The sequence below is a fragment of the Paracoccus sp. (in: a-proteobacteria) genome (assembly GCF_046462195.1).
Classification (GTDB): Bacteria; Pseudomonadota; Alphaproteobacteria; order Rhodobacterales; family Rhodobacteraceae; genus Paracoccus.
In genome coordinates, this window is the sequence record NZ_JBKGUN010000101.1 from 1 (window position 1) to 23,924 (window position 23,924).

A 23,924-nucleotide genomic window follows, 5' to 3' on the forward strand; every position below is an offset into this window, starting at 1 on the left:
TCGGGGATGAAGCCCATGTCCAGCATGCGGTCGGCCTCGTCCACGACCATGATCTGCACGCCGGTCAAAAGCAGCTTGCCGCGCTCGAAATGGTCCAGCAGACGGCCGGGGGTGGCGATCAGCACGTCCACGCCGCGGTCGATCAGCTTGTCCTGTTCGCCAAAGCTGACGCCGCCGATCAGCAGCGCCTTCGTCAGGCGCGTGTGCTTGGCGTAGATGTCAAAGTTTTCCGCCACCTGCGCCGCCAGTTCGCGGGTCGGGCACAGCACCAGGCTGCGTGGCATGCGCGCGCGCGCGCGCCCACGGCCCAGCATCGTGATCATCGGCAGGGTAAAGCTGGCCGTCTTGCCGGTCCCAGTCTGCGCAATCCCCAGCACGTCGCGGCCTTCCAGCGCGGGCGGGATCGCCCCCTGCTGGATGGGCGTCGGCGTCTCGTAGCCGGCCTCCAGAACAGCCTGCAGGACTTTGGGATCAAGCTTCAGGTCAGAGAATTTGGTCATTCAGGGCTTTCCAATAAGCCGCGCCTGATTCGGGCGCGTTGCGTTCCATGCCGCGCGCCCGTCTGGCGATGATGCGGCAAAGTTGGGACGCAGTCTTGGACGCCCCGCCTTTCGCCCGCCGGATGCGGGCTGACAATGCCCTAGAGCAAGTGAACCCGCGCGTCAAGAATCGGCGTGCCCGCGGGTCGTGCAAGGCGGTTTGGGTTTCGAAACCATCCCGGCGAATCGCCGGGGGCTTGGTGCAGGGCGGTTGACCTTTCGGCCGCCGCATCGTTTAGGTGGCCGTTGAAAATCAGCGGGGACACCGATGAACCTGTTCAACGACATCCGCGCGGTCGTGATCGGCGCGCTGAAACAGATGGCCGAGGCGGGCGAGCTGCCGCAGGGCTTGGACCTTGCGAACGTGGCGGTCGAGCCGCCGCGCGATCCGGCGCATGGCGACATGGCGACCAATGCGGCCATGGTGCTGGCCAAGCCTGCCGGCATGAAGCCGCGCGACATTGCCGACACGCTGGCTGCACGCTTGACCGATCCGCGGATCGCCGCGGCCGAGGTTGCAGGCCCGGGCTTTCTGAACCTGCGCCTGTCGCCGGCCGTGTGGCAGGGGGTCGTGGTGGCGGCGCTGCGGGCGAACAGGGATTTCGGACGCTCGGATCTGGGTGCGGACAGCAAGGTGAACATCGAGTTCGTCAGCGCCAACCCGACCGGCCCGATGCATGTGGGACATGTGCGGGGCGCGGTCTTCGGCGATGCGCTGGCGCGGCTGCTGTCCTTTACCGGCCACGACGTGACGCGCGAATATTACATCAATGACGGCGGCGCACAGGTCGATGTGCTGGCGCGGTCGGCCTATGAACGTTACCGCGAGGCGAACGGCCTGGCGCCCGAGATCCGCGAAGGCCTGTATCCCGGCGATTATCTCATCCCGGTCGGGGAAGCGCTGAAGGCCGAATATGGCAGCAGCCTGCTGGACAAGCCCGAAGAGGATTGGCTGGTCCTGATCCGCGATTTCGCCACAAAGGCGATGATGGAACAGATCCGCGGCGATCTGGAAGCGCTTGGCGTGCAGATGGACGTGTATTCCAGCGAAAAGGCGCTCTACGGCACTGGCAAGATCGAGGCGGCGATCGAGCGGCTGCGCGGCATGGACCTGATCTATCGCGGCGTGCTGGAGCCTCCCAAGGGCAAGCTGCCCGAGGATTGGGAGGAGCGGGAACAAACGCTGTTCCGGTCCAGCGCGCACGGGGACGATGTGGACCGGCCCATCCAGAAATCGGACGGGGCATGGACCTATTTCGCCCCCGACATCGCCTATCATTGGGACAAGATCGAGCGCGGCTTCGACCAGTTGATCGACGTGTTCGGTGCCGACCATGGCGGTTACGTCAAGCGGATGAACGCCGCGGTCAAGGCGCTGTCGAACGGGCGCGTGCCATTGGACGTCAAGCTGATCCAGCTGGTCAAGCTGTACAAGAACGGCGAACCCTTCAAGATGTCCAAGCGCGCGGGCACCTTTGTGACCCTGCGCGACGTGGTCGAGGAGGCGGGGGCCGACGTCACCCGCTTCATCATGCTGACGCGCAAGAACGACGCGGCGCTGGATTTCGATTTCGCCAAGGTGCTGGAACAGTCCAAGGACAATCCGGTTTGGTACGTGCAATACGCCAATGCGCGCGTGAACTCGGTGCTGCGCCGCGCGGCCGAGGCGGGAATCGACGTCACCGATTCTGCCCTGATGGTGGCCGATCTGTCGACGCTCGCCCATCCGGCCGAGCTGGAACTGGCCCGCAAGGTTGCCGAATGGCCTCGTCTGGTGGAGAATGCAGCCCGCGCACATGAGCCGCATCGGGTGGCCTTCTTCCTGTACGAGATCGCCTCGGACCTGCATTCGCTGTGGAACCGCGGCAATGACGACACGTCGCTGCGTTTCGTGCAGGACGGCGATCCGGCAACGAGCCAAGGAAAAATTGCGCTCGTCCGGGCGGTTGGCGTTGTTATTTCAAGCGGTCTCGCTATTCTTGGGGTCACTCCGGTGGAAGAAATGCGCTGACCAAACGCGTCGCTGCCGGATGTGGCTGAGAGCAGGCAAAGTAAATCCGGAACAACCGGCAGGCAGGCAGACATGGCAGTGATGGACTTCCGCGAAGGCGGCTATGTTTTCTCGCGTCACAAGGTGAAGCGGGAATTCTCTTACGATCAGGCAGGGTGGAACGGCGCTCAGGAGCAGGATGACCCCCGTGCGGGTGCGCGGCCCGGGGGTGACGGCCTTCCGGCGCGGCTTGCACGGCTGACGCATTACATGGGCGCGGTCGCCTCGGTGGGTTTGATGGTCGGCCTGATGACCTGGGGATGGCAGTTGGTGTCCCGCGACGTGTCGGGCGTCCCCATCATTCGCGCAATCGAGGGCGAGGCCCGGACCACGCCGGACAATCCGGGGGGACAACTGACCAGCCACACCGGCCTGGCGGTCAACTCGGTTGCCGGAGGAGAGGCCGCGACGCCCGCCCAGCAGGTGGCCATCGCGCCGGCACCGATCGATCTGTCCGACGATGACGTGGCAATGGGCCAACTGGGCGCCACCGCACGCGAACCGTCGAACCCGTCCGAAACCCCCCTGACATTTGCCGGCGATCCCATCGTGCCGCTGTCGGACAGCGAGGCGCGCGCCTTGGCCGAGGCCGACGCCGCGGCTGCCGCCGAACGCGCGCTTGCCGATCAGGCCGTCAACGATGCGGCCATCATCGATGCACCGGCCAGCGAAGGGCCTGTGACCGATGTCGTGACCGACGAGAACGGCGTGCCCGCCCAAGCGGTCGCCATTGCCGAGGCGCTGGCCCAGGCCCAGGCCGAGGCCGACCCCGGCGTGCTGGTCGCCTCGGTCCGTCCGGCCCCGCGTCCGCGCGTCCAACGCGTCGCCTCGGCTGCCCCGGCACCGGCACCGGCAGCGACCCCCGCACCCGTTTCGGCGGCCGAACCGGCACCCGCCCCGGCCCCTGAACCCGCTCCGGCCCGTTCGGCAGGTGGTCCGCTGGTCCAGGTCGGTGCCTTTGACAGCAACGCCATCGCCGAGGGCGAGTGGCAGCGTCTGGCAGGCCGCAACGGCTCGCTCTTTTCAGGCAAGTCGCCGGTCATTCAACAGCACCAGTCGAATGGCCGCACCTTCTGGCGGCTGCGCGTCGCGGGCTTTGGTTCTCTCAGCGAGGCGCGGCAGTTCTGTTCGGCGCTGCAATCCTCGGGGACGGACTGTCTGGCCCTGGGCGGCTGAAGCATGGCCCCAAATGCGACCATCCTGGGCGGCATTGCCGGCCCGATATTGGCGGCCGACGAGGCCGCCTTTTTCCGCGAGGCTGATCCCTGGGGCTTCATCCTGTTCGGACGGAACGTGGACAGCCCGGACCAGTTGCGCCGGTTGACGAACGACCTGCGCGACGCTGTCGGGCGCGATGCGGTGATCACCGTCGATCAGGAAGGTGGCCGCGTCCAGCGCTTGCGTGCCCCGCACTGGAACGAATGGCCTGCGCCCCTGGATCAGGCCGCCTCGGGGCCGCGCGCGATGTGGCTGCGCTATCACCTGATCGGTCAGGAACTGCGGGCTGTCGGGATCGATTCGAACTGTGCCCCCACACTGGACGTGGCACAGGAGGGGACACATCCCTTTCTGCTCAACCGCTGCCTTGGTACTGATCCGGCACGGATCGCCGAACTGGGACGTGCGGCTGCCGACGGGATGCTGGCGGCAGGCGTTCTGCCGGTCATCAAGCACATGCCGGGCCATGGCCGCGCCGTTGCCGACAGCCACCATGATCTGCCTGTCGTGGATGCCGCGGCCGCGGATCTGGAGGCGCTGGACTTTGCCCCCTTTCGTGCCTTGTCCGACCTGCCGATGGGAATGACCGCGCATATCCGCTTTACCGCGCTGGATGATCAGCCTGCCACCGCGTCCAGCCGGATGATCGGGCTGATCCGCAACCGAATCGGGTTTGACGGTCTGCTGATGACGGATGACATCACGATGAACGCGCTTTCGGGAACCGAGGCCGAGCGTGCCCGGGCATCGATCGAGGCGGGCTGCGACCTGGTGCTGCACTGCAACGGGACCGTTGCGCAGATGGAACCGGTGGCTCAGGCGGCAGGAACGATGACGGCCGACGCAGCGCGCCGTGCCGATGCCGCACTGGCCCTGCGTCGCGCGCCCCAGGACACCGACATCCGATCCCTGATGGCGGAGTGGCAGACGTTGACAGGCGCTGTGGCTTGACAGCGCGGTCGGTGGGCGGGACTTTGCCCGCCTGATGCAAGGAGGCTGCGTGGCCAAGCCCAAGGTGCCCTATCTCAAGCCCGTCCCCGACAGCAGCCATGTTGCCGAGGTGGCGCAGCGCCGCGCGGAGGAAGCGCTGATCATCGATGTCGATGGTTACGAAGGTCCGCTGGACCTGTTGCTGACGCTGGCCCGGATGCAGAAGGTGGATCTGCTGAAGATCCGCGTGCTGGACCTGGCCGAGCAGTACCTGTCCTTTGTGGAAGACGCCCGCGCCCTGCGGATCGAACTGGCCGCCGATTACCTTGTCATGGCGGCCTGGCTGGCCTTTCTGAAATCGCGCCTGTTGCTGCCCCCGGACCCCGAGGCCGAGGGTCCTTCGGCGCAGGACATGGCGGCCCATCTTGCCTTTCAACTGGAACGTCTGTCCGCCATGCGCGAAGCCGCGGCACAGTTGATGGGACGGGACCGGCTGGGCCAGTCGCGCTTTGCCCGTGGAGCGCCTGAACCCGTGATGCGCAAGCGGCGGACGCAATGGCAGGCCGGGCTGATCGACCTGATGCGTGCCTATGCGCGATTGAAGACCCGCGACGAATTCCGTCCTTTCGCCTTTGACCGCCATGACGTCTTCACGATGGAGCAGGCCTTGGAGCGGATGCGCCGATTGATCGGCTTCAGCGGCGGCTGGATGGATCTGGCGGTCTTTCTGCCGGACGGGTGGCACGGCGATCCCAGACGCCGGCGCAGCGCAACGGCCGCGACCTTTGCCGCTTCGCTGGAGCTTGCGCGTCAGGGCCGGCTGGAGATCCGGCAGACCGATACCTTCGCGCCGATCAGCTATCGCCCCAAGGCACAGGACGACCATGCCTGACCCGCGGCCCGATTTCCCTCCGCCCCCCATGGAACAGCAGGAGCGCATGGTCGAGGCGATCCTGTTCGCCGCCGCCCAACCCCTGACGACGCGCGATCTCGCCGCGCGCATGCCCATCGGTTGCGATCCGGCCGAGGCCGTTGCAGGCCTGCGACGGACCTATCAGGGGCGTGGGGTGGTTCTTGAACGGGTGGAGGAGGGTTATGCGTTTCGCACTGCGCCGGACCTGTCGCACCTGATGCAACCCGAGATGGTCGAAACGCGGCGGCTGTCGCGGGCCGCCATCGAGACATTGGCCATCATCGCCTATCACCAGCCCGTCACCCGCGCCGAGATCGAGGAGATTCGCGGTGTCGCTGTCAGTCGCGGCACATTGGACCAGTTGATCGAGATGGAGTGGGTCCGCATGGGTCGGCGGCGGATGAGCCCCGGCCGCCCCGCGACCTTTGTGGTGACGGAAACCTTTCTGGATCACTTCGGATTGGAATCGGCGCGCGACTTGCCGGGGCTGGCGGAACTGCGGGCGGCAGGATTGCTGGAAGCACGACCGCCCGCCGAAGGCATGGCCTTGCCCCTTGCGGGCGAGAGTGAGGGTGCCGATATCAACCCAGAGGATCAAGCCGATGATCTGCTTGACGAGGATTGAGGGCGAGTCGATGAACATGAACATGCTGTTCAACATGTTTACCCGCATGGTTGCGCGCCGCGCGATGAATTGGGGCATCAACAAGGGGATGGACACGCTGTCACGGCGCGACAAGCCCGGCACCGCCGATCCCCACATGACCGCCGGTCAGCCCAAGCGGCGTGGCCAGAACCCGCAGACCCGTGATCTGGCCCGCAAGATGCGCGTGCTGGGCCGGTTGACACGGCGCTGACCTCTCGCCTTTCCGCAAGGCCCGGGATAGGGCTGTGGAATGGACAATCCTGAATTCGACATCTTCCTGGTCGCGACTCCGGGGCTCGAGGCGCCGTTGGCGGCCGAAGCTTCGGCCCTCGGCTGGCAGCCCGTGGTTCAGCCGGGCGGCGTCACGATCCGGGGCGGCTGGCCCGATGTGTGGCGCGCCAATCTTTGGCTGCGAGGGGCCACGCGCGTGCTGGCACGGGTTGGTGGCTTTCGAGCCATGCATCTGGCGCAATTGGACAAAAGGGCGCGCAAGTTTCCTTGGGGCGATCTGCTGCGCCCGGATCTGGCCGTCAAGGTCGAGACCGTCAGCCGCGCCTCCAGGATCTATCATGCCGGGGCCGCCACCCAGAGGATCGAGCGTGCCATTACCGAAGAACTGGGCGCCCCTCTGGCCGCCGATGCGCCGATCACCGTCAAGGCCCGGATCGAGGATGATCTGGTCACTTTCAGCCTGGATACGACGGGCGAATCCTTGCACAAGCGTGGCCACAAGGAGGCCGTCGCCAAGGCCCCCATGCGCGAAACCATGGCGGCGATGTTCCTGTCGCAGATGGGCTTTGACGGCACTCAGCCGGTGCTCGACCCGATGTGCGGGTCAGGAACCTTTGTGCTGGAGGCGGCCGAGATGGCCTTGGGGCTGGCACCGGGGCGCAGCCGCGCTTTTGCCTTTCAGCAGTTCGCCAATTACGATCCCGAGGCTTGGTCACGCCTGAAGGCGCAGGCCGTGCCACATCCTGTCGCCGCACAGTTTTTTGGCAGCGACCGGGATCCGGGTGCGGTCCGTATGAGCCAGGCCAATGCCGAACGCGCAGGCGTCACGGAGATCACCCGGTTCGAGACGTGCCAGATTGCTGATCTGCAGCGTCCCGACTGCCCGCCCGGCATCCTCATCGTGAATCCGCCCTATGGTGCGCGGATCGGCAACAAGGGGCCGCTGTTCGGTCTTCATGCCAAGATGGGCGAAGTGTTCCGCACCCGCTTTCAGGGCTGGCGCATCGGGATCGTCACCAGTGAGGCTGGATTGGCCAAGGCGACCGGCCTGCCTTGGCAGCCGCCCGGGCCGATCGTCGCGCATGGGGGCCTCAAGGTCCGTTTGTGGCAGACTGAAGCGATCTAGCCTGCATATCTTTGTCGGACCGAATGTTGCCATGCATTGCGGCTCTTGAAGTGTTCCTTATGGCAGGAAGTCCGAACCACACCGCGCTGAGGGCCTGCATGTGCGCCCTGTCGCGGTTGTTCAGGCGCTTTGTGTGGGGCGGCGGCGATGCGACCCGAGCGCCTGTCGCAACGTTGCCTTCCAACGGCCCCTCCCTTGCACGGCTGTTGCTTGGATTTGAACTAAGCCTTTTGCGTTATTGGGAAAATATTGCCTTTAGCATGCAGGTGGGCATGATGCTGGTATCGGCGTTGCTGGCTTGCAGTATAAAGCGACTTGCGGGCGCCCTGCAGTCGCTTGTGCCGGAAGCCGGGCCAAATGGGGTTCTCGTCTATAGACTATGGCAGAGAAAAAGCAGGCTGTGAAGAGAGGCATGCGGGGTCCATGACCTGTGAGAGACATGCTCCCGCTCGCGCCATGTCTTCATCATTTCGGGTCATCTCGTGGCGCTGGGAAAGTAACCCTTATTTACCGAGATCCGGCTCACGTTGCTTGTCCGGCAGCATGCTGCCGCTTGGGCGCTGCCCCACTTACGGTTTTTGGATATCAGTAGAATTGCTTGGCCAGCTTCAGGCCTTGCCCTTGATAATTGGATTTGATCCCTTCGCCGTAAAGACGCTCGGGACGGCTGGCCATCTGTTCATAAACCAGTCGGCCTACGACCTGCCCATGCTCCAGAACAAAAGGCGCCTCATGACAGCGAACTTCCAGCACGCCGCGTGCGCCTGCACCTGCCGTGCCGATTCCGAAGCCCGGATCGAAGAAGCCCGCATAGTGAACACGGAATTCCCCAACCATCGCAAGATAAGGGGCCATTTCCGCCGCATAATCCGCAGGGATGGCCACTGATTCGCGGCTGACAAGGATATAGAAAGCGCCGGGATCGAGGATCAGGCGCCCATCGGTGGTGCGCAACTCATCCCAGAACTCGGCTGCCGGATATTCTCCGATGCGGTCCAGATCGACCACCCCGCTGTGAGGGCGGGCGCGATAACCCACAAGATCGCCCGAAGCAGGGCGAAGGTCGACCGAAAAGCCGAGCCCTTGATCGATCAGCGCCTTTCCCTGCCCCACCAGCGGTTCGCGGGCGTTCAATTCGTTCAACTGGCTGTCCGAAAGGATGGCTTGGCCCCGACGGAGGCGCAACTGGTTCAGCCGCATTCCGGGGCGCACCAGGACGGAAAAGCTGCGCGGGCAGATTTCGGCGTATAGCGGACCGTCATAACCTTCGGGCAGGCGGTCGAACTCGGTCCCGTCATCGGTGACCAGACGGGTCAGCAGATCCAGACGCCCGGTCGAGGATTTGGCATTCGCCACAGCCGACAGGCTTGTCGGCAGCGAAACGTGCTCCTGCAGCGGGATCAGATACACGCAGCCCCGTTCGAGGACGGCACCGTCGGACAGGTCCATCTGGTGCATGCAGAAGTCGCCCAAGCGGTCCCTGATGCGGCGGCCGCGGCCCGCCAGAAAACTGGCGCGCAGCCGATAGGCGGTGCCGCCGAGGCGCAGGTCCAGCGAGGCGGGCTGGATCTGTTCAGGAATGACGGGTTGATCGGCGCGAATCGTACCTTCGCGGATCAGGTTGCGGATCTCGCTGTCGGGCAGAACGCCGTTCATCCTGAACTCTCCAGGTCGGGGAAAAGGGAAACGCCCACCCCTGAAAAGGGATGAGCGTTTTCGGAATGGTCGGGCCGGAGAGATTCGAACTCTCGGCCTTCCGCCCCCCAGACGGACGCGCTAACCAGGCTGCGCCACGGCCCGACGCGCATCGTATAGAGCGATCCGGCAGGGCAGCACAAGGGCCGCAATGCGGAAATCTTTGCCAAATCGCAATGACCTGTCAGTAAATCCGGATCATCGTGTGGCCAAGCCGGACGGCGGCGTTTCGCGCCGCGGCCCAGGACGGGTCCGACGCGTGAATGCGCTGCAGGCGGCGTGCCAGCGAGGTCAGGCGAACCAGCCAGACCGCTTGATCCGCATCACTCGGGATATCGGAAAGCAGGGGCGGTTGTGCAGGCTCGGACGGGGTTGCGGGTAAAAGTTCCGGTTCCGTTTCCAGCGGCAAGGCCGGTGCAGCATGGTCAGCCTGTGCATCCGTCGCGGGATCGGGTGAAAGGGGAGGGGAAGACATCTGGGGCATCACGGCCTCCTCGGGAGCGATTTCTGCAATCAGGCGGACACCCCGTGCGCGTACGGCCTGCCCGCGGTCTTCTGCAATCCGCTTGCGGGCGCCGCGAATCGTCAGGCCGTCATTGCGCAGGAGTTGCAGGATGCCTGCGGCCAAGGTGACGTCATCGGGCCGATAATATCGGCGGCCGTCGGGCCGTTTCATCGGGCGCAGCTGTGGAAACTGCGTTTCCCAATAGCGCAGGACATGCGGTGCAACGCCGATCATCTTGGCGACCTCGCCGATCGATCGGAATGCCTCTGCGCTTTTTGCCATCCTGTGCAGGTGATCCTATCGCTTGTTGCCAGCTGCCACGCGATCTTTCATCAGATGCGAAGGACGGAAGGACAGCACGCGGCGCGGGGTGATCGGGACTTCTTCGCCAGTCTTGGGATTGCGGCCGATGCGTTCGTTCTTGTCACGAACCGAAAAGGTGCCGAAAGACGAGATCTTGACTTGTTCACCGCGGACAAGGGCGTCCGAGATATGTTCAAGGACGCTTTCGACCAGCTGGGCCGATTCATGGCGGGACAATCCGACGTCGCGGAACACCGCCTCGGCCAGATCCATGCGGGTCAAAGTCTTGTCGCCCATTGTCGTTCCTTCTTGATCCGCCAAAGATGCTGCGCTTCGTTCAGGCTGTCAACGAGAAGGGCGGGGAAATCGTTCCCCGCCCGTGACTTGTCGAAAGTTTGTCGAGAATTATTCGGCGCAGGCCTGGATCGCCGCCAGGTCCGGACCGTTCGGGCTCCGCCCAAGGTTGAACGGTGCCGAGGCATCTCGCCACGTGGAGTATTCCTGCAGATAGGTCAGCTGGCTGGCATAAACCTTGGCCGACAGCGGGTTCTCGCAGGCGACTTCCTGGATGGTCTCGTTGGCCAACTGCTGCACCCGCTCCAGTGCATCGTCGTCCAGTCGCGTGATCTCGGTGCCGGCTTCCTGGAACTGGACATAGGCCTCGGTTGCGCGCCTTTCGGTGAACGAAAGGCTCCACAACATGGTCGCGTCGGCCGCGATCTGCAGACGCTCCTGCGTTTCCTCGTCTAGTGCGTCCCACGACGCCCTGTTGATCATCACGCCAAAGACCGAGGATGACTGGTGCCAGCCCGGGGTCGACCAGTGCTTGGTCACCTGCTGAAAGCCGCCGGAATAGTCTACGTTGGGCGTCGAGAACTCGGCCCCGTCGATCACGCCGCGCTCCAGCGATTGATAGATTTCACCGCCGGCCATGCTGACCTGGTTGCCGCCCAGCTTTTCCAGCAGCTTGCCCTGCTCAAGGCCTGACAGGCGCAGACGCAGGCCCTGCAGATCTTCCAGCGTGCGAATGGGCTGACTGACGGTGCGGAAGCCCGATTCGTTGTTGGTCACCCCATAGGGCAGATAAACCATCCCGAACTGGCCATAGACTTCGTTATAAAGGTCTGCCCCACCCCATTCCTGGATCCAGTTCACGTAATCGACTGCGTTGAAAAGGCTGGCCGTCGTGGACAAGGGAGAAAAGGCGCTGTTGCGGCCTGCCCAATAGCCCGGCCAGTCGGCGCCAGCCTGGATCGTGCCCGATTCGACCGCGCCAAAGACTTCGCCCGCGGGAACCAGGCTGCCGCCTTCGTAGAATTCGATCGTCAGCTTGTCGTCGTCGACCAGCTTGTTGGCCAAGTCCACCCAGTGCTTGTCGATCTCGATCAGTTCGAGGCTGGAGGGCCAGGTCGAGGTCATGGTCCAGTTCTCGGACAGGGCAGGGGTTGCCGTGGCCAAGGCCAGTGCGGCCGTCGTCAGCAGGTATTTCATGTTCATCCTCCTCATGAAAAAGCGGCCCGGTCATCCATAAAGGGTCATCGGCAGCCAGGTGACCAAGGCCGGGAACAGGATCATCGCACCGCACATCAGCAGTACCATGACAATGAAGGGCAGGACGCCCACGATGATATCGGCGGTCGACACATCGGGCGGAGCAATGGCGCGCATGTAGAACAGGGCATAGCCGAAGGGCGGCGACAGGAAGCTGGTCTGCAGCACCACGGCCATCAGCACGACGAACCACAAGGGATCGATTCCCATCTCGCCCACCAGGGGCAGGAAGATCGGGAAGGACAGCAGCACGATGCCCGTCCAGTCAAGGAACATCCCTAGGATGAACACGACCAGAAGCATCATCGCGATCAGCGTGTAGGGATCGTCTGCCAGCCCGCGGATTAGATCCTGGCTGGCACGCAACCCGCCGGTGATGTTGAAGACCCCTGTAAAGGCGGTCGCGCCAACGACGATGAACAGGATCATCGCGCTGGTGCGTCCGGTTTCCAGCAGTGCGGAATAGAACGTCGCCCACCGGAAGCGCCCGCGCATGATCACGATCAACAGCGCCAGGAACGCGCCGATCGCACTGGCCTCGGTCGCGGTGGCGACTCCGGCCAACAGCGAACCCAGGATGCCCAGGATCAGGATCAGCGGCGGCACGGCTTCGACCACCAGCATCCGCCACATGGCGCCCCGGCTGATCTTTTCGGAATCCGCAACCTTCGGGGCCCAGTCCGGCTTCAGCCAGGCAATGGCTGCGACATAGATCGCATACATCACCCCCAGCAGCAGTCCCGGCACCATCGCCCCTGCAAACAGTTGTCCCACCGACAGGCCCGGCGCATAGGACGCCATCAGGATCAGCATGATCGAAGGCGGGATCAGAATGCCAAGGCAGCCCGAGGCGCCGATCAGGCCAGTCGCCAGCCGCTTGTCATAGCCGTATTGCAGCATCGGACGCAGCGCCATCATCCCCATCACGGTGATCGAAGCGCCGATGATCCCCGTCGTCGCCGCCAGCAGGATCGAGATGAAGACCACCGCCAGCCCCAGGCCCCCGGTGACGCGGCTCATCAGGTGGCGCAGCGCCTCGAACATCCGGTCGGTGACGCCGCTGTCGGACAGGAACCGCGCCATCAGCACGAAAAGCGGGATGGCGATCAGGACATAGTTGTCCAGAACGTCGCCGAAGATGCGGTTGATGACGATGCCCAGCACCATCGGCTTGCCCGCGATCAATGCCCCCAGAACGGCCGTACCGCCCAGGACAAAGGCCAGCGGGTGGCCCATGAAAAGGCCCAGCAGCAGCAGGCCCGACATGATCAGCGCAATGGATTCACCCGACATCGCGAGATCCTTTTCCGGTCCGGTTCAGCACCAGCTTGAGCGCCTCGCTGAGGCCCTGGATCAGCAGCAGGCAGGCAGCCGCGAACATGGCCATCTTCAGCGGGTAAACCGGCAACTGCACCGCGCCGTAGGTCAGTTCCCCCTGACGCCAGGACGTCATGGCAAAGTCCCAGCTGCGGCGTGCAAAGACCCAGGCAAACGGGAAAAAGAAGATTGCGTAGCCGGCCAGCTCAACCCAGCGGTGCAGGGCAGGGCCCATCCGCGCGGTCAACAGATCGACGCGAACATGCGCTTGGTGCCGCAGGGCATAACCGCCAAGCATGACGAAATAAAATCCGTAAAGCTGTTTGGTGACGTCAAACGCCCATCGCGTCGGCTGTCCAAGGACATAGCGCATGAACACGTCATAGATGATGATGCCGGCAAAGATGAGGGCGACAACCGACAGGACGCGGCCGACAGCCTCATTGATGCCGTCAATCAGACGGACGATCGGCAAGATGCAAGCCCTCCCCAGAGCGGCAGGCGGCGTTTTTCTGCACCTGCATGGCGCAGTCTTTCCAAAGCCTGTCATGCTGTCAACTGCCCCTGACCGCATTGCATGACGCAAGCAAAATCACCATCTTGGCTGTTGACGAAACGGGAGGATGCCATGGCAGGCGGGTGGGCGCGCGACGACGCGGTGAACGATCAGATCGAGGTCACGACAGCCGAGGCCGTCGCCCGGGCGCGGCAGGCGGCTGCGCGTCGGGCGGCACAGGGGGACAGCGCCACGCATTGCGTTGAATGTGACGAGCGTATTCCCGAGGCGCGCAGACAGGCGCAGCCGGGGGTCAAGCTGTGCGTCGCCTGCCAGTCCGGCCATGATCGCGCCCGCCGCCCGCAAGGCGGCATGAACCGGCGGGCCAGCAAGGATGCTTTGTTGAAATAAACGTGTCGCCTGTTCCCGGCGCTACCAGCGCAGGACGACCGAACCCCAGCTGAGGCCGCCGCCGATGGCATCGGCCACCAGCACCTGTCCAGGTTTGAACCGTCCCTCGGACGCCGCGACCGAAAGGGCCAGCGGAATGGACGCGGCCGACGTGTTGCCGTGATCGGCCACGGTCAGCACAACCTTATCCATCGGCAGACCCATCTTCTGCGCGGTGGCGCCGATGATGCGCATGTTTGCCTGATGGGGCACCAGCCAATCCACATCCGCATCCGTCAGACCCGCACGGGTGAGCGACGTATGCGCCGTCTTAGCCAGCTTTTCGACCGCATGGCGGAAGACCAGATTCCCCTGCATCCGCAGTTGCCCGGATGTGCCGGTCGAGGACACGCCGCCATCCACATACAGCAGGTCACGATAGTTTCCGTCACTGTTCAGGTCGCTGGCCAAAATGCCGCGGTCGTCGCTGGTTCCGGTGCCGTCGTGGGCCTCCAGCACAACCGCACCCGCGCCATCGCCGAACAGCACGCAGGTGCTGCGGTCGGTCCAGTCCATGATACGGGAAAAGGTTTCCGCCCCGATCACAAGGACACGATCGGCCTGGTTCGAGCGGATCATCGCATCCGCATTGGCCAGCCCAAAGACGAAGCCTGCGCAAACCGCCTGCACGTCAAACGCAAAGCCGCGCTTCATGCCCAACCCGGCCTGAATCGTCGTTGCCGTGGCGGGAAAGGTATAATCAGGGGTCGATGTTGCCAGAATCACTCCGTCGAGGTCATCGACCGTGACGCCCGCATTTTCCAGCGCCATCATCCCTGCCTTGATCCCGAGATCGCTGGTCAGTTGACCCGCGGCGGCAAAATGGCGGCGTTCGATTCCGGTGCGTGACCGGATCCATTCGTCGGTTGTTTCAAGCTGACCCTCGAACCAGCTGTTCTCGACCACGCGTTCGGGCAGATAGTGGCCGGTGCCCCTGATGACCGAACGACGTGTCAAGACGATGCTCCTGTTTCCGCCGCACTGGCCGAAGCCGCGGCGCTTTGCGCCACGCGGGCGGCAAGGCGGTCCTGAAAACCCGAACGGGCAAGGGTGAAGGCCAGCTTGATGGCAGCCGACACGCCCGTCGCATCCGCCGAGCCGTGCGATTTCACCACCGTTCCGTTCAGCCCGAGAAAGATGCCGCCGTTCACGCGACGCGGATCGATGCGTTTCTGAAGACGTTTCAAGGACGTCATGGCAAGAACGGCTGCGAATTTCGACATTATGGAATTTGAAAAGGCGTCCTTGAGGAAGTCACCTACCAACTTGGCGGTCCCTTCCCCGGTCTTCAAGGCAACATTGCCCGTGAAGCCGTCGGTCACGATCACATCCACGCGCGATGACGGCAGATCTCCACCCTCGACAAAGCCAACATAGGAGAAGCTGCCGCCGGTTGCCGCAGCCTCGATCATGTCATGGGCTTGTTTCAGTTCGCTGCGGCCCTTGTGTTCTTCGGTGCCGACATTCAGCAGGCCGACGCGCGGCAGGTCGATCCCCAGACCGTTGCGAGCATAAGAAGCGCCCATCAGCGCATATTGCAGTAGGTCATGCGCGTCGGCCCGAATGTCGGCGCCCACGTCCAGCATGATGTTGAAGCCCTGCGGATTGCGCGAAGGCCAAAGGCAAGCAATGGCAGGACGGTTCACGCCCGGCAGCTTGCGCAGCCGCAGCATCGACAGCGCCATCAGTGCACCGGTATTGCCGCAGGACACGGCCACCATCGCCTCGCCCTTCTTGACTGATTCGATGGCCGACCACATCGAGCTTCCTTCGCCCTTGCGGACGACCTGGCTCGGCTTGTCGTGCATCGTCACAACCGATTCGGCATGACGGATGTCGCAGCGATCGGTCAAGGACCGTCGCTTTGCGATCAATGCACGAAGTTCCGGCTCGTCCCCGTGGACGATGAACCGGATCTCCGGGTTCTTTTCGGCGCTTTCGGCCATGCCGGCCACCACGACCGATGGGCCGCGATCGCCGCCCATCGCATCAACCGATATCACCACGCTGCCCCCTTGCTCGGGGACGCGCGGTGTCGGCGGGGTCGCAGGGACAACGGTCATGAAAAGGCGCCGCGAGCCGGAATCAGGCCGCGTCGTCGTCCAGGTCGATCTCGTTCGCCTGAGCAACCACTTCACGGTTCGCATAATGGCCGCAGGACGGGCAGACGTGGTGCGGACGCTTCAGCTCGCCGCAGTTCGAGCATTCGTTGGGATTGCCCGCAACCAGAGCATCATGCGCACGACGCATGTTGCGCTTGGATCGGGTTACGCGATTCTGAGGGACAGCCATGTCACCACCTCGGTTTGTCAGGGTGCAGCGTTGTGACGCCTTGGCACCGGAGATTTGAATTCGTAAATGAACCGCGCAGATACGCGATGATGGCCCTGCCCGCAAGCCCTTGCGGAGGCGGGCGGGGACGATTTGGATCATCCCCGCGTGATCCATTTCACGTCATGCGCAATCGCGCACCCCCTTGCGCACAAGCCGGGCCCTTTCGTGGCCGACCTGTGGCGCAGGGGCCACGAGGGCAGCGATCAGGATTCGCGGCCCTTGTCGCCCAGCAGCTTGTCGAGGCCTGCAAAGGGGCGCCGCGTGTCGCCCGACGGCTCATCCGCCGGGGCGGCCGCCGCCGGCAGGCCTGCACCCTCGGCCCGCGGGTATTCCGGCAGGGACAGCGAAAGCGCTTCGACCATGATGGCGGTCAGGTCGATGAAGTTGCCCAAGGGCTCCAGCGTTTCGTCGGGCATCTCGACCTCGTCCCCCTCCGGTTCCCTGACATGGGGCGAAAAGCGGATGCGCACCGGGTCTTCGATGTCACTGCGCACGGGCTTCAGCGTGACGACGCAGGGTTGGGTGACCCTCGCCCGCAGCGTTCCGCTCAGCAGCCAGCCATCCTGGCTTTCGGCGCGGAGGCTGCCCTGGAAATCCAGGCGGGACAGCGCATCAAGGCCCAGTTCCTGTGCGATGGCGGCGCGGACCTCTTCGTTCGGGCGCAGGTGAAAGGACGTGGGCGTATTGGGATTGAGATGGGCGACGCGCAGGCGTTGGGGGTGCGATTCGGGCGTGGTCATGGGGGCCTCGGGCGATCAAAGGGGCGGCACGCATTGGGCCTAAGGGATATTCTTGAGCAGGGTGTTCGAGTTTGCTAGGCAGGGCGGGCCGCGTCAACCGCCCCAAGGAGGGACCAGCCCATGACCGCCATCAGACAACTGATGACTCTGGCATTTCTGGCCGTCCTCGGGCTTGCCGCCTGCACGCCCATCTACCGCAATCATGGATATGTCCCGCCGGCAAACGAACTGGCGCAGGTGGTGGTCGGCCAGACAACCGTGGACGACCTGCCCGGGCTGATCGGACGACCGTCGGCACAAGGCCTCCTGACCGGGTCCGGCTGGTATTACGTCGGCTCGCGCTGGCGCCGGGTCGGTGCCGCCGCCGCGCAAGAGATCGACCGTCAGGTCGTGGCGATTTCCTTTGCGCCGGGCGGGGTCGTCAGCAATGTCGAGACCTTCGGCCTCGAGCGGGGCCGGGTCGTCACGCTGTCGCGCCGCGTGACCGAGGGCAGTGTGACCGAGATCTCGCTGGTTGGACAGTTGCTGGGCAACCTGGGCAACTTCCAGGCGGGCGACCTGATCGAATGATGTCTTGGCCGCGCCGTCAGGCGGCGCGGGCCAAGGCCTCGGCCAGCTGGTGCAGATCGTCGCGATACCCCGTGCGGGCCGACGGCTGGTCCGGGTCCGAGGTCGTGGCGATCGCCAGTGCCGGACGGCCGCGCAGGGCCGGAAAGACGTAGATCATCTGCCCGCCATAGCCCCAGCCGTAACGCACCTCCCGTCCGGCCATCCGGCCCAGGAACCAGCCATAGCCATAGCCTTGTCCGCTGAAGATGCTGGCCGTGCGGGGCTGCCAGCTTTCGGCGATCCAGGTCTGCGGAACGATCTGCTGCCCTGCAGCCTGGCCATTCCGGGCATACATCGCGCCAAAGGCCAGCAGTGACCGCGTGCTCATCGCCATCTGGTTGCCGCCCAGATAAACGCCCTGCGGATCACGATCCCAGCCGGTGATGCGGAACCCCGGCACCGGGCCCAGCCAGTCGCGCGCCACGTCCAGCAGGGGGCGGCCGGTGACACGGGTCAGGATGGCCGCGATCAGATGGGTCGAAGCGGTCGAATACTGCATCCGCCCGCCGGGGTCTTGGGTGAAGGGTGCCGCCAAGGCGCTGCGCACCCAGTTGCGGCTGCTGACCCAACGGCCATAATTCGCACCCGATTGCCGCTCCAGCCCCGCCTGCATCGACAAAAGATTGCCCAAGGTGATCTGGCGCAACCGGGGATCGGGATCGGAAGGCAGGTCCTGACGCAGCAAGGGGGCGATCGGCTGGTCTGCCCCTTCCAGCAGCCCTTTGCCGATGGCGATGCCAGTCAGGGCCGAAATGACCGATTTGGAGGCCGACTTGATGTTCGTGGAACTGTCGGGCGTAAAGCCGTGATAGCCTTGCGACGCGATCTCGAAGCCATCGTTCCCGTCGCCTCGCCACAAGGCGACGGCGCGCAAGGGGCCGAGGGCATCGGCCTGAGACAGGATGGGTGCAAGGCTGGCGCGTGCCAGACGAGGCATGGCCACAAGCGGGGCAACGGCAGCGGTCAGGATAAGGGTGCGACGGTTCATGGCATCAATATGGGGTGCCGGTGCAGGGTTTCCCATCACTCTTGCGTGCACATGAGGTCTTGCGCGAAGGGGTTGTCGGGCGCGCACGGGGCGACTAGGGCAGGGAGGCACCCTCGGAAAAGGCCGCGCCATGACCGCCCTTGATGATCTTGCCCTTGTTTCCTTTCACGATGCCGACGCGCCGCAGCGCGCGCGGATGCTGTCGCGGCTGGCCGATACCGAACTGTCGGTCGCGCTGACGGGCGAACCTGCGGGCGACGAGGTCGAGCTGCAGATCTTTCCTCTGGAGGGTGCACGGGTGGCGCTGGCCTGCGACACCGAGGACCGGTTGGCCAGCTTCTTTGGCACTTCGGTCGCTTATGCGGCCATGCCGGGACGGGTGGTGGCGGGCATCCTGAAGACCGAAAGGGCGGGACTGCTGGTCAATCCGGGCCATCCCTCGGAAATGCTGCTGGATGCTGACATGCTGGATTGGCTGACCGGCGCCCTGGAGGCGGCACCGCAGGAGGCAGAGGCCCGCCTGCGCCTGGCCGCCCCCGATGCGGATGTCGCCGCGGCCCTTTCGGGTCCGCTGGCGCAGCGCCTGGCGGACATGCGCGGGTTGATCGCGGGGGCCGCGCTCGTGGGTTTGGCCGGGACCGGGGGCCATCTGCTCCTGATCGCCGGTGCGCCTGCCGATCGGCAACCCGCCATCGCCAAGGCCCTGGCCGAGGCACTGGCCTTTCTGCCGCCACAGCCGGGCGGCGTCGACATCAGCTTTGCCGAGACCGCTCCGCCTGCGGGGGCACTGTTGTTCGACCTGACCCCGCCCCAGCCGGAAATTCCGGCACCCAAGCCCAAGGGCCCTCCAATCCTGCGTTGAGTGTTCACGGAGAGTTGCGCAGCGCCGCCCAACCTGCAACAAACCTTGGATGCAAATTCGTTACAAAGCTCTTGCCGTCCATCTTCTGACCGCCACTGGCGCAGTCCTTTCCATGCTGGCGATGCTGGCCGCCGCCAAAGGGGAATGGGCGCTGATGTTCCTGTGGCTGGTCGTGGCCTTCGTCGTTGACGGAATCGACGGTCCCCTGGCGCGCCGCTACGAGGTCAAGAAGAACTGGCCCGCCTATGACGGCGTGCTGATGGACCTGATCATCGACTATCTCACCTATGTGTTCATTCCGGCCTTTGCATTGTTCCAGTCGGGGCTGTTGTCGGGATGGACCGGGTGGTTCGCCATCATCGTGATCGTCTTCACCAGCGTCGTCTATTTCGCGGACACGCGCATGAAGACGAGGGACAATTCCTTTGCCGGTTTTCCCGGCTGCTGGAACATGGTGATTCTTGTCCTGTTCGCGGTCGAACCGCACTGGACGGTCATCCTGACCATCATCACAGCGCTCAGCGCGACCATGTTCACCAACATCAAGTTCATCCATCCGGTCCGGACCGAACGCTGGCGCGCGATCTCGTTGCCAGTATCGGTGTTGTGGGTGGCCTTCGCGGCACGCGCGGCCTGGGTGGATTTCCATCCTTCCAGCTGGGCCACCTGGGGTCTGGTCCTGACATCGGTCTGGCTGCTTCTGGCGGGGGCGGCGCAGCAGTTGCTGCCCGTCCGCCGCCGGGCCTGACCCAAGGCGGCTTCGCTCAGGCGGACCGCCGGGACGTATTCAGGTCAAAGATCCCGTAGGCCGCCACCACCAGAAAGCACAGCCCCGGAACGATGTAGGCGACGGCCGCCCCCTGGGCGTCCAGCACTGCGCCATGAACCAGCGGCATGACGGCGCCGCCCAGGATGGCCATGACCAGTCCCGCGGCGCCGAACTTGGTGTCTTCTCCCAGCCCGTGCAGCGCGATGCCGTAGATGGTAGGGAACATCAGCGACAGGCAGGCCGACAGGGCCACGACCGCCCAAACACCGGCCATGCCCGGTCCTGCGGCCGCAAGGAAGCACAGTCCCGTTCCCAGCAGCGCCATGACGGCCAGCAGCATGGCAGGCCGGAAGACGCCCATCAGCCAGACCATGACAAAACGGGCGACGAGAAAGACGATCAGGCTGGCCTGAAGATACCAGCCCGCCTGTGCCTCGGTCCCGCCGATGGTCCCAAGGACATATTGAATTGTAAAGGTCCAGGCGCAGGTTTGGGCCGCGACATTGAAGAACTGGGCGGTGACGCCAAAGGCATAATGGCGGTTCCTCAGCAAACGCACGATCGTTGCCTTGAACTGAAGGGGTGCGGTTTCCTCGTGCTGTTCCCGCCGGGTGGGCATCCGGATCAGCGCAATGACGACCCAGAGGACCAGAAGCACGAAGGCGAACCCGACATAGGGGGTCATGACCGCCTGCAGTTCGGCCTGCTGGACGGTGCGCAGGGCGCCGGGCGTCATTGCGGCGCGATCCTGTGCGCTGGCGGTGTTCAACTGCGGCAGGATCAGGGTGGCGGCCAGAAAGACGCCGATGTTCGTCCCGACCGGGTTGAAGGCCTGCGCCAGGTTCAGGCGCCGCGTGCCGTTTGCCTCGGGGCCCATCGCCATCACGAAGGGATTGGCTGACGTTTCAAGGATCGAGAGCCCGCCCGCCAACAGGAAAAGGGCCATCAGGAAGAACCCGAACGTCATCGCCTGCGCGGCCGGATAGAACAGGAACGCCCCCATGATCGCGCAGCCGAGGCCGGTCAGGATCCCGGTCTTGTAGGAAAAGCGGCGGTTGATGAAGGCAGCCGGCAGGGCCAGCAGGAAATATGCTCCGTAATAGGCGAACTGCACAAAGGACGCCTGCAGCGTCGTCATCGAGAAGATGCGCGAAAAGACCTGCACCAGCGGGTCGGTCATGTTCGCCGCGACCCCCCAGGCTGCAAAGCAGACAACCAGCAGGATGAACGGCAGGCGCATCCCGGGGTGGACAAAAGGCGTGGTCGTCATCGGTGGTCCCTGCACAATCCCTGAGCGGTCGCGTCCTTGGCACAGTTTCCTGCGGACGACCACCACGAAAGGCAGGAAGAGGGCCGGCGCCTCTGGCTCCGGCCCCTGCAGCGCGATCAGTCGTACTTGCGGATCTCGCCCGTCTTCAGGCGCGTCAGATAGCGGTTCATCTCGGCCTTGACGATCGGCATCAGCAGATACAGTCCGATGATGTTCACCACTGCCATCGCAAAGATCGCCGCGTCCGAGAAGTCGATGACAGGCCCCAAACCGGCCGAAGCCCCGATGACCACGAACAGGCAGAAGATGGTCTTGAAGACCAGTTCCTTGGTGCGGCCTTCGCCGAACAGAAAGGTCCAGGCCTTCAGGCCGTAATAGCTCCACGAGATCATGGTCGAGAAGGCGAACAGCACCACCGCCAGCACCAGGACATAGCGGAACCAGCCAAAGGCACTGCTGAACGCGGCCGAGGTCAGCGCCACGCCGCTGTTGCCCGACAGCGTCTGGATCCCGTCGCCCGCTTCGTTCAGCACGAACAGGCCCGTAGCGGGGTCGATGACCAGTTGTCCGGTGATGATGATCACCAGCGCCGTCATGGTGCAGATGACGACCGTGTCGATGAATGGCTCCAGCAATGACACAAAGCCTTCGGTCACCGGCTCCTTGGTGCGCACGGCGCTGTGGGCGATGGCGGACGACCCGACGCCCGCCTCGTTCGAGAAGGCCGCGCGGCGAAAGCCCTGGATCAGCGCGCCGATGGCGCCGCCGACCACGCCGTCGTCGGTGAAGGCGCCTGCGAAGATCTGGCCAAAGGCGGTCCCGATCATGTCGTAGTTCATGCCGATGATGATCAGGGCCGTTCCGACATACAGCGCCGCCATGAAGGGAACGACCTTCTCGGTCACGCTCGCGATCGACTTCAATCCGCCGACAATCACCAGGAACACGATGACCGCCATGACCACGCCGGTGATCCAGCCAGGATAGTCGCCCACGACATTGATGATCTGGGCATGGGCCTGGTTGGCCTGGAACATGTTGCCGCCGCCAAAGCTGCCCAGGATGCAGAAGATCGCGAACATCACTGCCAGGATCCTGCCGCCCGGCAGGCCGCGTTCGGCGAAGCCCTTGGTCATGTAGTACATCGGCCCGCCCGAGACGGTGCCGTCCGCGTATTCGTTGCGGTATTTGACGCCCAGGGTGCATTCGGTGAACTTGGATGCCATGCCCAGAAGGCCTGCCAGGATCATCCAGAAGGTCGCGCCCGGACCGCCGATGCCGATGGCCACTGCCACGCCCGCGATGTTGCCCAAGCCCACCGTGCCCGACAATGCCGTGGTCAGGGCTTGGAAATGACTGACCTCCCCGGCGTCATTGGGGTCCGAATAATCCCCCCGCACCAGCGCGATCGCATGGCCGAAGGCGCGGAACTGGATAAAGCCGAAGTAAAGGGTGAAGACTGTTGCCGCGACGACCAGCCAGCCGACGATCCAGGGAAAGGTCGTTCCCGGAAAGTTGGAAAAGATCAGGCTGACGAACCATCCGGTCGAATTGGCAAAGATCTGGTTGACCGTTTCGTCGATCCCCTGTGCCGCGACCGGAGCGGCGCCCAAGGCCGCCGGCAGGGCCGCAAGGGTCAGCATTTTCGTTGTTCTTGTCATTGTTCCTGTCCCTGATGTTCCTGACCGCCGCTCATGGCACGATCGTCACGGGAACGGGCGACACCTGCGCCAGCGTCGCAGCGACCGAGCCGAAGATGCGCGACGCGAATCCCGAAGCGCCCATGCGGCCGATGAAGATCATGGCCGCGCCTTCTTCCTTGGCGATGCGGCAGAGCGTTTCGGCAATGTGCCCATAGCGAAGAACGGTGGTGACCGGAATGCCTGCCTGTTCGACCCGCGCCACGACGGGGGTCAGGATGGCCGTTTCAGCCCGCTGCAATTCCTCGGTGCGCCGGCGGTGGCGTTCCTCGACCTCGCTGGGCGTCAGGAAGCTGTAGGGCGACCATTCCAGCACATGGGCGATCAGGATGCTGTCGCCCTGCGCCTGTGCACGGGTGATGGCGAAATCGAGCGCGCGCCTTGATGCTTCGCTGCCGTCAAACCCGACGACGATCTTGCGAGACATTGTGCCCTCCCATTCTTGATTTTCATTCTTTGACTTTCATCCCGAAAGGATAGGCAGGGTTGCGGTAAGCGGCCAGCGGAAATGTGTCGCTACAATCGCGCACGGCGGCGCCGGCACGGGTGCGGGCGGTGCCGGATGTCACTTAGGGGTTTTCAAGCCGCGGCCGAGGCGGCATATTCCCCCCATGACCCGGATGCGCCACATCGCCACAGCCCCGACTGCGCCGCAAGGCGCGCGTCTGGCCGTGAACCTTCG

The 23,924-nt window shown here is 64.3% G+C and carries 26 protein-coding genes and 1 tRNA gene; 11 read left to right on the forward strand and 16 right to left on the reverse strand.

Annotated elements, in window-relative coordinates; all coding sequences use genetic code 11:
- A partial coding sequence (locus tag ACLHHB_RS06440; protein WP_410217452.1) for a DEAD/DEAH box helicase occupies positions 1–500 on the reverse strand: 500 nt, incomplete at its 3' end.
- Positions 501–807: 307 nt separating this feature from the next.
- On the opposite strand from ACLHHB_RS06440, the gene argS reads away from it, so the two are divergent.
- The 7 genes from argS (at position 808) to ACLHHB_RS06475 (ending at position 7,653) form a co-directional block, all read left to right on the forward strand.
- Positions 808–2,550, forward strand: coding sequence for an arginine--tRNA ligase (gene argS, locus ACLHHB_RS06445; RefSeq protein ID WP_410217453.1), 1,743 nt, complete (start codon positions 808–810; stop codon positions 2,548–2,550).
- Between the two features lie 72 nt (positions 2,551–2,622).
- On the forward strand, positions 2,623–3,765 hold the full coding sequence (locus ACLHHB_RS06450; protein WP_410217454.1) for an SPOR domain-containing protein: 1,143 nt from the start codon (positions 2,623–2,625) through the stop codon (positions 3,763–3,765).
- Between the two features lie 3 nt (positions 3,766–3,768).
- Positions 3,769–4,758 carry a beta-N-acetylhexosaminidase gene (nagZ, locus tag ACLHHB_RS06455; RefSeq protein ID WP_410217455.1) on the forward strand — a complete coding sequence of 330 codons (990 nt, stop codon included), beginning with the start codon at positions 3,769–3,771 and terminating at the stop codon, positions 4,756–4,758.
- 49 nt (positions 4,759–4,807) lie between these two features.
- Positions 4,808–5,629, forward strand: coding sequence for a segregation and condensation protein A (locus ACLHHB_RS06460; protein WP_410217456.1), 822 nt, complete (start codon positions 4,808–4,810; stop codon positions 5,627–5,629).
- Entirely contained in the window at positions 5,622–6,275 is a 654-nt protein-coding gene (gene scpB / locus ACLHHB_RS06465) for an SMC-Scp complex subunit ScpB (protein WP_410217457.1), read from the forward strand. Before ACLHHB_RS06460 ends, scpB begins: the two co-directional genes overlap by 8 nt.
- Positions 6,253–6,507, forward strand: coding sequence for a hypothetical protein (locus ACLHHB_RS06470; RefSeq protein WP_410217458.1), 255 nt, complete (start codon positions 6,253–6,255; stop codon positions 6,505–6,507). Before scpB ends, ACLHHB_RS06470 begins: the two co-directional genes overlap by 23 nt.
- A gap of 39 nt (positions 6,508–6,546) precedes the next feature.
- Positions 6,547–7,653, forward strand: coding sequence for a class I SAM-dependent RNA methyltransferase (locus ACLHHB_RS06475; RefSeq protein WP_410217459.1), 1,107 nt, complete (start codon positions 6,547–6,549; stop codon positions 7,651–7,653).
- Between the two features lie 585 nt (positions 7,654–8,238).
- Here ACLHHB_RS06475 and ACLHHB_RS06480 read toward each other — a convergent pair.
- The 7 genes from ACLHHB_RS06480 to ACLHHB_RS06510 all read right to left on the reverse strand — a co-directional run bounded on the left by ACLHHB_RS06480 (position 8,239) and on the right by ACLHHB_RS06510 (position 13,499).
- A complete protein-coding gene (locus ACLHHB_RS06480; RefSeq protein ID WP_410217460.1) occupies positions 8,239–9,309 on the reverse strand; it encodes a 2'-deoxycytidine 5'-triphosphate deaminase in 1,071 nt (356 codons plus the stop codon).
- Positions 9,310–9,375: 66 nt separating this feature from the next.
- A tRNA-Pro gene (locus ACLHHB_RS06485) sits at positions 9,376–9,453 on the reverse strand.
- A 79-nt stretch (positions 9,454–9,532) separates the two neighbouring features.
- Positions 9,533–10,135: a MerR family transcriptional regulator gene (locus ACLHHB_RS06490; protein ID WP_410217461.1), complete on the reverse strand. Its 603-nt coding sequence runs from the start codon at positions 10,133–10,135 to the stop codon at positions 9,533–9,535.
- A gap of 15 nt (positions 10,136–10,150) precedes the next feature.
- Positions 10,151–10,453 carry an integration host factor subunit alpha gene (gene ihfA / locus ACLHHB_RS06495; protein ID WP_265499222.1) on the reverse strand — a complete coding sequence of 101 codons (303 nt, stop codon included), beginning with the start codon at positions 10,451–10,453 and terminating at the stop codon, positions 10,151–10,153.
- A gap of 108 nt (positions 10,454–10,561) precedes the next feature.
- Positions 10,562–11,653: a TRAP transporter substrate-binding protein DctP gene (gene dctP, locus ACLHHB_RS06500; protein ID WP_410217462.1), complete on the reverse strand. Its 1,092-nt coding sequence runs from the start codon at positions 11,651–11,653 to the stop codon at positions 10,562–10,564.
- 24 nt (positions 11,654–11,677) lie between these two features.
- A complete protein-coding gene (locus tag ACLHHB_RS06505) occupies positions 11,678–13,000 on the reverse strand; it encodes a TRAP transporter large permease subunit (protein ID WP_410217463.1) in 1,323 nt (440 codons plus the stop codon).
- On the reverse strand, positions 12,990–13,499 hold the full coding sequence (locus ACLHHB_RS06510) for a TRAP transporter small permease subunit (RefSeq protein ID WP_410217464.1): 510 nt from the start codon (positions 13,497–13,499) through the stop codon (positions 12,990–12,992). Before ACLHHB_RS06510 ends, ACLHHB_RS06505 begins: the two co-directional genes overlap by 11 nt.
- A 153-nt stretch (positions 13,500–13,652) precedes the next feature.
- Here ACLHHB_RS06510 and ACLHHB_RS06515 point away from each other — a divergent pair, with 153 nt between their 5' ends.
- Positions 13,653–13,931, forward strand: coding sequence for a DksA/TraR family C4-type zinc finger protein (locus ACLHHB_RS06515; protein WP_410217465.1), 279 nt, complete (start codon positions 13,653–13,655; stop codon positions 13,929–13,931).
- 21 nt (positions 13,932–13,952) lie between these two features.
- On the opposite strand, the gene ACLHHB_RS06520 is transcribed toward ACLHHB_RS06515, so the two are convergent.
- The 4 genes from ACLHHB_RS06520 to ACLHHB_RS06535 all read right to left on the reverse strand — a co-directional run bounded on the left by ACLHHB_RS06520 (position 13,953) and on the right by ACLHHB_RS06535 (position 17,044).
- Complete coding sequence (locus tag ACLHHB_RS06520) at positions 13,953–14,927, reverse strand: beta-ketoacyl-ACP synthase III (protein WP_410217466.1); 975 nt, start codon at positions 14,925–14,927, stop codon at positions 13,953–13,955.
- Entirely contained in the window at positions 14,924–16,033 is a 1,110-nt protein-coding gene (gene plsX, locus ACLHHB_RS06525) for a phosphate acyltransferase PlsX (protein WP_410217467.1), read from the reverse strand. The genes ACLHHB_RS06520 and plsX overlap by 4 nt, the downstream gene beginning before the upstream one ends.
- Before the next feature lie 22 nt (positions 16,034–16,055).
- Entirely contained in the window at positions 16,056–16,262 is a 207-nt protein-coding gene (rpmF, locus tag ACLHHB_RS06530) for a 50S ribosomal protein L32 (protein ID WP_410217468.1), read from the reverse strand.
- Positions 16,263–16,507: 245 nt separating this feature from the next.
- Positions 16,508–17,044 carry a YceD family protein gene (locus ACLHHB_RS06535; RefSeq protein WP_410217469.1) on the reverse strand — a complete coding sequence of 179 codons (537 nt, stop codon included), beginning with the start codon at positions 17,042–17,044 and terminating at the stop codon, positions 16,508–16,510.
- 120 nt (positions 17,045–17,164) lie between these two features.
- On the opposite strand from ACLHHB_RS06535, the gene ACLHHB_RS06540 reads away from it, so the two are divergent.
- Complete coding sequence (locus ACLHHB_RS06540; RefSeq protein ID WP_410217470.1) at positions 17,165–17,614, forward strand: outer membrane protein assembly factor BamE; 450 nt, start codon at positions 17,165–17,167, stop codon at positions 17,612–17,614.
- Positions 17,615–17,630: 16 nt separating this feature from the next.
- Here the strand turns inward: ACLHHB_RS06540 and ACLHHB_RS06545 are convergent, their stop codons facing one another.
- Positions 17,631–18,641: a serine hydrolase domain-containing protein gene (locus ACLHHB_RS06545; protein WP_410217471.1), complete on the reverse strand. Its 1,011-nt coding sequence runs from the start codon at positions 18,639–18,641 to the stop codon at positions 17,631–17,633.
- A gap of 130 nt (positions 18,642–18,771) precedes the next feature.
- Here ACLHHB_RS06545 and ACLHHB_RS06550 point away from each other — a divergent pair, with 130 nt between their 5' ends.
- Complete coding sequence (locus tag ACLHHB_RS06550; RefSeq protein WP_410217472.1) at positions 18,772–19,503, forward strand: SseB family protein; 732 nt, start codon at positions 18,772–18,774, stop codon at positions 19,501–19,503.
- A 49-nt stretch (positions 19,504–19,552) separates the two neighbouring features.
- Entirely contained in the window at positions 19,553–20,251 is a 699-nt protein-coding gene (locus ACLHHB_RS06555; protein ID WP_410217473.1) for a CDP-alcohol phosphatidyltransferase family protein, read from the forward strand.
- A gap of 16 nt (positions 20,252–20,267) precedes the next feature.
- Here the strand turns inward: ACLHHB_RS06555 and fucP are convergent, their stop codons facing one another.
- The 3 genes from fucP to ACLHHB_RS06570 form a co-directional block, all read right to left on the reverse strand.
- A complete protein-coding gene (gene fucP / locus ACLHHB_RS06560; protein ID WP_410217474.1) occupies positions 20,268–21,542 on the reverse strand; it encodes an L-fucose:H+ symporter permease in 1,275 nt (424 codons plus the stop codon).
- A 116-nt stretch (positions 21,543–21,658) separates the two neighbouring features.
- The gene (locus ACLHHB_RS06565; RefSeq protein ID WP_410217475.1) at positions 21,659–23,203 is read right to left on the reverse strand and encodes an alanine/glycine:cation symporter family protein; all 1,545 of its coding nucleotides are present in this window, start codon (positions 23,201–23,203) and stop codon (positions 21,659–21,661) included.
- 31 nt (positions 23,204–23,234) lie between these two features.
- Positions 23,235–23,669: a universal stress protein gene (locus tag ACLHHB_RS06570; protein ID WP_410217476.1), complete on the reverse strand. Its 435-nt coding sequence runs from the start codon at positions 23,667–23,669 to the stop codon at positions 23,235–23,237.
- Positions 23,670–23,924 lie beyond the last annotated feature (255 nt).